At 55.6% G+C, this 576-nt stretch carries 1 protein-coding gene and 2 pseudogenes; all 3 read left to right on the forward strand.

Annotated features, from left to right (window positions below; all coding sequences use genetic code 11):
• A pseudogene (locus tag WMO64_RS17080) lies at window positions 1–216 on the forward strand (relaxase/mobilization nuclease domain-containing protein); the annotation flags it as partial.
• Window positions 200–295, forward strand: a pseudogene (locus WMO64_RS17085) (ATP-binding protein); the annotation flags it as partial. The pseudogenes WMO64_RS17080 and WMO64_RS17085, both read left to right, overlap by 17 nt.
• 14 nt (window positions 296–309) lie before the next feature.
• Window positions 310–498 (forward strand): transposon-encoded TnpW family protein, encoded by a 189-nt coding sequence (locus tag WMO64_RS17090; protein ID WP_015573783.1) that lies wholly within the window; start codon window positions 310–312, stop codon window positions 496–498.
• The last annotated feature ends 78 nt before the right edge of the window (window positions 499–576 follow it).

Raw genomic sequence — 576 nt, forward strand, 5'->3', positions numbered from 1 at the left:
TACCGGCTGTCCACGCTGAACTGCGGCGGGGAGGATTTTGCCGTTGCCTGTATGCGGGCAAATCTCCGCTATGAGAAAAACCAGCGGCGGGAAGATGTGAAAAGCCACCACTATATCATCAGCTTTGACCCACGGGACGGGCCGGACAATGGCTTGACCGTAGACCGGGCGCAGGCATTGGGCGAGAAGTTTTGCGCCGAGCATTTGCGTCCCGGTGCGCTTCACCGGCGAGAATTTCCGGCAGGAAACCGCGCAGCGGAAAATGAAGAGCATGAAGAAACTGATTGCTGACTGAAAGGAGTATTGCCTATGGCAGAGAACAAGCAGCACGACACCCGCACCGCCCGCCGCCCCGACTGCGTGACGGAAATCCGCATGGGCAATTCCGTCCTTGTTGTGTCCGGCTATTTCAAGAAAGACACCACAACCACCGCCGCCGATAAAATGGCGCGGGTACTGGAAGCGGAAGCCGCTGCTACACAAAAACCAGCGATTTGATAAGCTGTAAAGAAGCAGATTTGACACTTTTGCCGCTATACAACCAGCCCTGTTCCGTGGTACAATGAAACCACGGAA

The organism is Pseudoflavonifractor intestinihominis (assembly GCF_040096055.1).
Taxonomy (GTDB): Bacteria; Bacillota; Clostridia; order Oscillospirales; family Oscillospiraceae; genus Pseudoflavonifractor; species Pseudoflavonifractor intestinihominis.

Excerpts from the sequence above, each read along its gene's own strand:
- WMO64_RS17090 (WP_015573783.1), top strand. The coding sequence starts at position 310 with ATGGCAGAGAACAAGCAGCACGACACCCGCACCGCCCGCCGCCCCGAC.